This window comes from Pontimicrobium sp. MEBiC06410, assembly GCF_053601615.1.
Map to the genome: position 1 here is coordinate 1 of NZ_JBSHNT010000112.1, position 9,768 is coordinate 9,768.

General features: G+C 34.4%; 4 protein-coding genes. All 4 read left to right on the plus strand.

The window, feature by feature from the left end; translation table 11 throughout:
* Nucleotides 1–1,176: T9SS type B sorting domain-containing protein (locus ACVC08_RS00720; protein ID WP_452600591.1), on the plus strand; the 1,176-nt coding region annotated here is incomplete at its 5' end.
* A 55-nt stretch (nucleotides 1,177–1,231) separates the two neighbouring features.
* A complete protein-coding gene (locus ACVC08_RS00725) occupies nucleotides 1,232–2,167 on the plus strand; it encodes a PorP/SprF family type IX secretion system membrane protein (protein ID WP_452598195.1) in 936 nt (311 codons plus the stop codon).
* Between the two features lie 20 nt (nucleotides 2,168–2,187).
* Entirely contained in the window at nucleotides 2,188–4,089 is a 1,902-nt protein-coding gene (locus tag ACVC08_RS00730; protein WP_452600592.1) for an OmpA family protein, read from the plus strand.
* Between the two features lie 955 nt (nucleotides 4,090–5,044).
* Nucleotides 5,045–9,768 (plus strand): beta strand repeat-containing protein (locus ACVC08_RS00735; protein WP_452600593.1); only part of this gene is annotated, 4,724 nt, incomplete at its 3' end.

Genomic DNA, 9,768 nt, shown 5'->3' on the forward strand with positions numbered 1-9,768 from the left:
GATGATGGAACATTAGGCGACGAAGATTTAAATAACCCAATATTTGCAGATGCAGATTGCGATGGCGATGGGGTAACAAATGGCGATGAGATAGATCCAGATGGCGATGGAACACCAGGTCCAGATGGTACAGACTGGAACAACCCATGTGAGTTCGATGCATCAGACATAACATTAACGCAGGATGGAGATTTCTTGAATGCTGATTGTGATGGCGATGGCGTAACAAATGGTGATGAAATTGACCCAGATGGAGATGGGATTCCTGGACCAAACGGAACAGACCCAACTGATCCATGTGATTTCAATATTGAAGATGTCACATTAGATCCAACAGATGAATATTTAACGATAGATTGTGATGGCGATGGTGTTACTAATGGTGTAGAAATAATGGATGGAACAGACCCAAACAATCCATGCGAGTTTATAGATACTAATATTAATACTCCTCAATCTATGGAGTGGTATAATGGCGATTGTGATAATGACAATGTACCAAATGGAGTTGAATTTACTTATGAAGGTGATAGTGTTTTAGATACCGACGAAGATGGAATTCCTAACTGGTTAGATCCAGATGATGATAATGATGGAGTGGATACTATCAATGAGGATTATGGAGATACAGATAACTCAGATGGAGAAGTAGAACCAACAGGAGACAATGATCCTACTAATGATGATACCGATGGCGACGGAATTCCTGATTACTTGGATATAGATGATGATGGCGATGGGTTAATAACTCTAATTGAAGGAGCAGATCCAAATGGAGATGGTATTGGATTTGGAGGAGATGGAGTAGATAGTGATAATGATGGATTGCCAGATTATTTAGAATTAGATAATCCTATGTTAGACGATGATAACTTAGTAGTATTCAATGCAGTTACACCTAATGGAGATGGAGATAATGATGTATTCACTATTCGTAATATAGAATTATTCCCTAATAACACAGTTACTATATACAACAGGTGGGGAGTAATAGTATACAAGACAAAAGGTTATGGACAGAACGGAAACTTCTTTAGAGGAGAATCTAACGGTCGAGTAACAATACAACAAGATGAATTATTACCAGTTGGAACTTATTTCTATGTATTAGAATATACAAATGATACTACAGGCGAAGAAAAATCAAGAGCAGGTTATCTATACATACAACGTTAATACATTAAAAAATAAAGAGGTAGTAGTAATTTACTACCTCTTAAAAATAATTACAATGAAAAATAAAATAGCAATATTAATAATCCTTATAAGCTGTATTTTTATAGGAGAAAGTAAAGCACAGCAAGATGCTCAGTATACACAGTATATGTATAATACAATGAGTGTGAATCCTGCTTATGCAGGATCTAGAGATGTTTTAAGTGGGTTACTTTTACATCGTTCTCAATGGGTAGGGTTAGATGGAGCTCCACGCACGCAAACATTTAATTTACATTCTCCAATAGGAGAAGATAAGAAAGTAGGATTAGGACTTTCTATAATAAATGATAAAATAGGACCGACACACGAAACGTATTTCGATATAGATTTTTCTTATACAATTAATACTTCAGAAGAAGGAAAACTCTCTTTTGGTTTAAAAGGAGGAGGGCATTTATTAGATGTAGCTTATTCAGAATTATCAGCATACAATTCAGGAGACCTACTTTTACAAAATGATATAAAAAACAAATTTTCACCTAATGTTGGAGCCGGAGTATATTATAGAAAGGGAGATAAATGGTATTTAGGTTTATCTGTTCCAAATTTATTAGAAACAACTCATTTTGACGAAGCATCACTATCACAAGCTAGAGAAAGAATGAATGCTTATTTAATAGGGGGATATGTTTTCGATTTAAATGCAGATTTAAAATTTAAGCCAGCATTTCTATTAAAAGCAGTTACAGGAGCTCCTTTACAAGCAGATTTAACGGCCAATTTTCTTTTAAGAGAAAAATTAACTTTAGGAGTTGCTTACAGATGGGATGCAGCATTTAGCGGGTTAGTAGGATATCAATTTACAGATGGTATAATGGTTGGTTTTGCTTACGATAGAGAAATTACAGCTTTAGGTAGAACAGAGTTTCAATCTGGATCTTTTGAAGTCTTCTTAAGATTCGAATTCTTAAATGAACCAGATAAGATATTATCACCAAGATTTTTCTAAAAACTAGATATAGAAAACAGATGAAAAAAACAATATACATATTAACGATATTAGCATTGGTCTTTAATGTTACTTTTGGACAGTCTAATAAAAGAGCGAATAAAAAATATAATAATTTTTCGTATGTAGAATCTACTAAGGTATTATTAGAGCTAGTTGAATCTGGTAATACTACACCAGAAGTATTGCAAAAGTTAGGTAACGCTTATTATTTTAATGCTAAAATGGAAGAAGCGTCAAAGTGGTACAAAGTATTACTCTCTCAAGACGATACAGTCGTTGAGTATGAGTATTATTATAGATATGCTATGAGTCTAAAAGCATTAGGCAATTATGAAGAAGCAAATAAGTATATGAATAAATTTGCAGAGTTAAAACCTGAAGATATGCGTTCTGTTTTATTTGTAAAATCAAAAAGATATTTAGAAAGAATAGAAGAATTATCTGCAGAATTTGAATTAAATAATTTAGATTTTAACTCACGTTTTTCAGACTTTGGAACATCTTTTTATAAAGGTGGAATTGTATTTGCTTCTTCAAGAGGAGACGGAAAATTATACCAATGGAATAAGCAACCATTTCTAGATTTATATTATAAGGCTGATTCTTCTACAAATGTAATTCCATTATCTAAAAAAATAAATACAAAATATCATGAATCGTCTACCTCTTTTACAAAAGATGGATTAACAATGTATTATACAAGAAATAATTATTACAAAGGGAAAACACGAGAGAGTAGTGAAAAAGTAAATGGATTAAAAATCTTTAAAGCAACTTTAGTAGATGGTGAGTGGAATGATATAGAAAGTATGCCTTTTAATAGTGATGAATATAATGTAGCACACCCAGCACTAAATTTAGATGAAACAAAACTATATTTTGCCAGCGATATGCCTGGAACATTAGGAAATTCAGACATTTTTGTAGTTGATATAAATGAAGATGGTACTTATGGAGAACCTAAAAATTTAGGAAATAAAGTAAATACAGAAGGAAGAGAAAACTTTCCTTATATTAGTAATAATGGAACATTATATTTCTCTTCAGATGGAAGGCCAGGTTTAGGAGGTTTAGATATTTTTATGAAACGTCTAGACGATGCAAAAGCTGAGGCAATAAATCTTGCAAAACCAATAAACAGTTCTAGAGATGATTTCGAATTTATAATAGATGAATTTACTAATATTGGTTATTTAACATCTAATAGATTAAAAGGAAAAGGAGATGATGATATATATAAATTTAAAAGAGAATTTTGTACTAAGTTAATATCTGGAACAACAATAAATAAAGAGACGAATGAAATAATAGAATATGCAAGTGTAGCAGTGGTTAATGAAAAAGGAATAGAAGTTAAAAATCTTACATCTGATAAAAATGGTGTATTTAGTTACGAAGCAGATTGTAAAAAACAAACGTACAAAGTAATAGTATCAAAAGATGGTTTTATTCAAGAAACAATAAAACTTAAAATAAAACCAAATGATAATAAAGACGTTGTTTTAAAACTAAACTTAACACCAGATACATCTGCAGCATCTGTTGGTAAAGATTTATTTAAATTATTAGACCTTAAACCAATATATTTCGATTACGATAAATCTAACATACGCCCAGATGCGCAAATAGAAATACAAAAAGTAATAGATTACTTAAAAAAGTATCCAACAGTAAAAATTTATGTAAAATCTCATACAGATTCTAGGGGTGAAGATGTATATAACAATAAATTATCATCAAGGCGTAATACTTCAACTATAAATTGGATTGTAGAAAAAGGAGGGATTTCAAGAAGTCGACTTTCTGGTAAAGGTTATGGAGAAACACAATTGGTAAATCGCTGTAGTAACAACATACAGTGTTCTAAGAATGAGCATCAGCAAAATAGACGTAGCGAGTTTATAATAACAGAAAACTAATAAGTAAACATAAAGTTTTAAAAAAGCGATTTCATTATATAATGAAATCGCTTTTTTAGTATATTTTTTATTTTTAATGTAAAAAATACAGCAAGGATAATAAAATTTATAAAGAAATATGTATTTCAGCGATTATTTATGCATTTCGTCTAATACGTAAATTACTGTTCTATTTTAGTTAAAAAAATAAATAACTTTATAAAAGTGAGATTCTTCCCCCTAAACTATTAATCTCATAGATTGCTAAAAATACCAACTAACTAAACTAACACATCCTGAAATATGAAAACTATCTCATTTATTAAAATTATATACTACTATAGTAAGTTTAATTGGCTAAATTATTTTTCTTGAGGTTTATTTATTATAAATAAGCTATAAAATATAAACCCCGCAATTGTGATGACTTTGGAGAGCAAACAAAAGCAGGGCTAGGATAACAATCAATTTAAATAATTAAATAGACTATTATGATTATATATATTAATTCAATCCTTACATGGATGATAAAATTCCATAATGGAAATAATCCACAAGGTAAGGAAAATTACACATTCTTTAATTATCAAATTTCATTTTTTTGCATACAGAAAGAAAAATGTAATAAAGAGACTTCTTTTCTTAAAAAAAATTCCTCAATCTTCTTAAATGCCTTCCAGCTAGAAAGCAATAATGAGTATAAAAAAAAGAGTATAGACAATAATAATTATGATTATGGGTAATTAAAAATAATCATCTATTTTATAATAATTATTTACATCATCAATAACATTAGTCTACTATATTGAAAATTATACAAGTATCTAAACAACATATAAAATAAGAATTATAAAATCAATTTAGGTTTCTACTAAATAAATAGTTACAAGTAAAAAATAAGACCACTATTGTAAACTTTGGAGAGCAAACAATAGGAGGCAGGATAACATCAATATTATTAATAAAACCGATTATTATGTTAACATATTTTCTTATTATTTATTCAAAAATAATTCAGTTTTTTGAAGAAGCTAATGAAAAACAAAGCTTAGAAAGTAAAATAAATTATTTACGAAAAAATAGTCTTGAAAGAAGCATAAATAGTATGCTTTACAATGAGATAAAACACTATACTTTTCAAGAAAAAGAATATACTATAAGTGTATTAAAGCCAATTAAAACAATTGTATTTATAATGTTTATAAGTGCAATTTCGTTTAATTTAAATGCTCAAGTTATAACAACGTGGGGAGGCTTATCTGGGACAACACCAGAAAACAATTTTCAGACTAGTAGTTTTTCAGCCATTGGAGATGGAACAACGTACGTTACAGTAGATATAACATCTGCAGGATCAGCTACAACAGGAGGAAGTATTAATGCAGTTCCACCAAGCGTGATTTTAACAAATAGCTTTAATAACTCTAGAGCAACAACAGGTGTCTCAGGTAATACATATACTTATACATTTAGTGAGCCAGTACATGTAATTTTAAGTTCTCAAGAACACAGCGAATTAATAAGAACAGAGAATATAAAAATAGCTAGTCCAGACGCTGGAGCTGCATTTAATGGCGAACTCAATAGCGCTCAAACAGGACATTTTATAAATAATAATAACACTTCTGAAATACATATAGGGTCAATAAGTTCTATAACAAGTTCGGGTACATATTGGACAGTTCAAAGTAATATTGCTATTACCACATTAACAGTAGAATATTATGTAACAGATGGAACAGAAGCAGCAACTGGAGAACCTTTTACTTTAGATTTAGCTCCAGTTCCATATATAAGATTAGATGATACCAATATCACAGGAGCAGGAGGAATAAATATAGATGTACCTGGGTGTTCTAATAGTTCTGAGTTTATAGACATAGCAACAACAGGAGCTACTTCGGTATTTAATGCTCCCCATGGATTAGATTTTATGACAATAACACTTACTAATCCACAAGATGTAGGAAATGAAGAATTGAGTATAAAAGGTATTTTTCCTGGGATTTCTGTAACAGGAAATGGAACGACTACATTAATAGTAACTAATGAAAGTGCAGATGTAAACACACTTCGTAATACACTAGACGATTTAGTTTATACAAACTCAACGGCAACACCAGAAACAACTACACCAAGAGTTGTAGAAATTAATGTAACAGATCCTTTTGGAAACACATCAGCTACAGTTACAGCCACTATTACATTAACAAATCCACCAAATTCAGGATCTACCTCAGGGCCTTTGTATGTTTTTACTACGGATACAACAGTAGATTTAGTAACAGCTTTAGATGGTTCTCAAGACATAGGAGGAACATGGATAGATAATGATGGAACAGGAGCCTTATCAGGAAGTGTAATAACAGTCTCTAGTTTACCATTAGGGCCTTCGACTTTTAACTATGTAGTTTCAGGAACAGGTCCATGTGCAGATGCTATAACAACAGTATTGGTTATAAAATTAGAAGGAAGTGAAATAGCATTAACAACTCCAGCAGCTTCCTCAAATTGTGGAACATTAACAACTAGTTACACAAGTGCAATCTTTTCAGCAAATTCAGATGATCCAATTTTTATTTTTGATGGAGGAGCAGGAACAGGACAGCTTGAATGTCCAGCAGGAGGAGGAGGAACAATTTATGATTGGTATATATACGATGCCGCAACAAACTCGTATATTGACTATGCAATAAATTCTACAAGAATTCAAACAGGTCTAGCAGATGGAGGCTATTTAGTAGTAAGAAATGATGGAGGAACAATAGAAGAAGGGAGAGCATGGGTATGGAATACACAAATTCAACCAGATGCAGGAGCAGATGTAACAGCCTGTGCAGGAGATACAGTTAATTTAAGTGGTATAGCAGCAAATAATCCCACTTTTACATACTACGATCCAGTAGAAAGACCATTTAAAATAACAAGTTCAACAATTTTTTCAGTAACATTTAATGTAACTCATACATATATTTCTGATGTAGGATATTACATGGTATCTCCAGACGGATTAGTTACCATACCCTTAGGAATAAATGAAAACGGAAGCCCGTGTTATGCCGCAGATAATGCAGTAAATTTAACTTTTACTAATGATCAAACAATAACGCCAACACTTCCTGTTTTTGACATTTGTGAGTTTTCTAGAAACAATGCATGTAGTGGAGCAGGGCCAGCACTAACAGGAACCTATAATGCCTATTATACAGACCCTTCAAATAACACTACAGGATGTGGAGTTTTTAGCCCTGCTATAGGGGCAACACCTATAGATGTTACTCCATTTATAGGATATGATGCTAGACAAGGAGGTTGGAAAGTTCAAGTATATGATTGCGAAAACCTAGATGTAGGTGAAATAGACTCAGTAATTATTTCTTTTTCAGAAGGAGGAAACACTTCAACTTTTACTAGTGGAACAATCCCAGACGGGACACCAGCAGCTCAAATTAATGATGGCTCTTGTGACCCCGGTACAGCTTCAATATATGAAGTGCCTTTTACATCACCAGTAGTAGCAGGAGAAACCCTAAATATACAGAATGGTGTAGGGTTAAATAGTACAGGAGGATATGAGTGGTCTTATAGTACAGATAGTGCAACTGGGCCTTGGAGCACAGGTTTTGAAAATGCAACTTTAACCCCTTCTGTAGTTGTAAATGAAACAACATGGTTTAGATTAAGCACAGACAATGGTACAGCTTGTGGAGGAGAAGATGTTATGCAAGTTGTAGTTACAGATTTACCAGTTTCTGGAACAAGCACAGATGATTTTGCCTGTGCAGGTGATGCAGTTGTAGACTTAAATACGTTATTAGCAGGAGCAGATGCGGGAGGAATTTGGTCTGTATCAGGAAGCTCTACAGACAATCCAGGAGGAGATTTCAATGCAGGAGCAGGAACTTACGATCCAACTACAGGCGGATCATATACTTTTGATTATACAGTAAACGCGATGTCTCCATGTTTAATAAATGCAACAACATCAGTAACAGTAGCAGTACAAGCTGTTCCAAATGCAGGAACAAATAATACAATTACAGAAAATACTACTTCAGGAATTATTGATTTATTTACAAACCTCCTTGGCTCACCAGACGTTGGAGGAACATGGAGCTTGAATGCAGGTTCAGATTCTCCAGGAGCTAATTTTGACCAAGGAGCAGGAACATTGGATAGCTTCGGGTTAATTACTGGCACTTATATATTTGATTATACATTAACTAGTTGTACAACAGCAGTATCCTCATTAACAATAAATTTTACAGTAAGTGTTGCCGATACAGATGGAGATGGTAATCCAGATCCTTCCGACCCTAATCCAGGATCACCTACAGCAAATAATGATACGGCAACATCAGATGTTCTAGTACCAGTGATAATAGATGTGTTAGTTAATGATGATTATCTAGATAACAATGATTTAACAAATGCTGGGGTAACAACAGTTACAGATACAGGTACAGGTACAGCTACAGGAACTATTTCGATAAACCCAACAACAGGGGAGATTACATATACTCCAACTGTTACAGAATTTGGTACAAATGTAACTATAATATATGAAGTCTGTAATGATGCAAGTGGAGTAGCAGTTTGCGAACAAGCTATAATAACTATTACGGTTACAGGATCAGATATTGATTCAGATGGTGTACCAGACATAAGTGACCAAGACGACGATAACGATGGTATTCTAGACATAGCCGAAGGCCCAGGTGACCCAAGTGCCGATGACGATAACGATGGCGTACCAAACTATTTAGACGACGACCCAGCCGATCCATTAGTAGGCGACGTTAACGGAACCGTAGAACCAGCGTACGATAATGATGGTGATGGCGTAAGTAACCACTTAGACCTAGATGCCGATAATGATGGCATCTACGATACCGCAGAAACTGGCGGAACAGACGCTAATAACGACGGCATAGCCGATGGAACCCCAGACCCAGTTACAGGAATCCCAAGCAGTGCAGGCACAGGCGTATCAAGCCCAACCGATACCGATGGTAACGTAGGCGAAAACCTACCCGATTTCTTAGACAGTGACAGTGATGACGATGGCTGCTCAGACGCTAACGAATACTATGGAGAGAACACAGCCGATGGCGGAGATGGCGGACAATATGGCACCGACCCAGCAGCAGTCAATGCTAACGGAACAGTCGTAGGAGCCAGTTACCCAGCCACAGGAGCAGACAGCGATAGTAACACCACAGCAGATCACTTAGAAACAGGCCCAGACCCAGATACCGATGGAATAGCCAACACCTGTGACCCAGACGACGATAACGATGGTAACCCAGATACAACCGATTCTAACCCACAAGACCCAACCGCAGTAGACGATACCGCAACAGCAATGGTAGGCATGGTTGAGACTATAGACATTTTAACAAACGACGATTACTTACCAGACAATACAAGCACAGCCGGAAGTGATGTATACATCACCGATGCAGGCACAGGCACAGGAGTAGGAATCATCACATTCGATGAAAATACAGGCGAGTTAAACTACACGCCAGCTTTAAGCGAAGGCGGTATGACAGTAACCGTAGACTACACGGTATGTAACGATTTAACAGGCGATGGACCAACACCAGACGATGTTTGTGATACCGCAACGGTAACCATAACCGTAGACATGGGACCAGATGCCGACATGGATGGCATCCCAGATGTAGTAGACCAAGA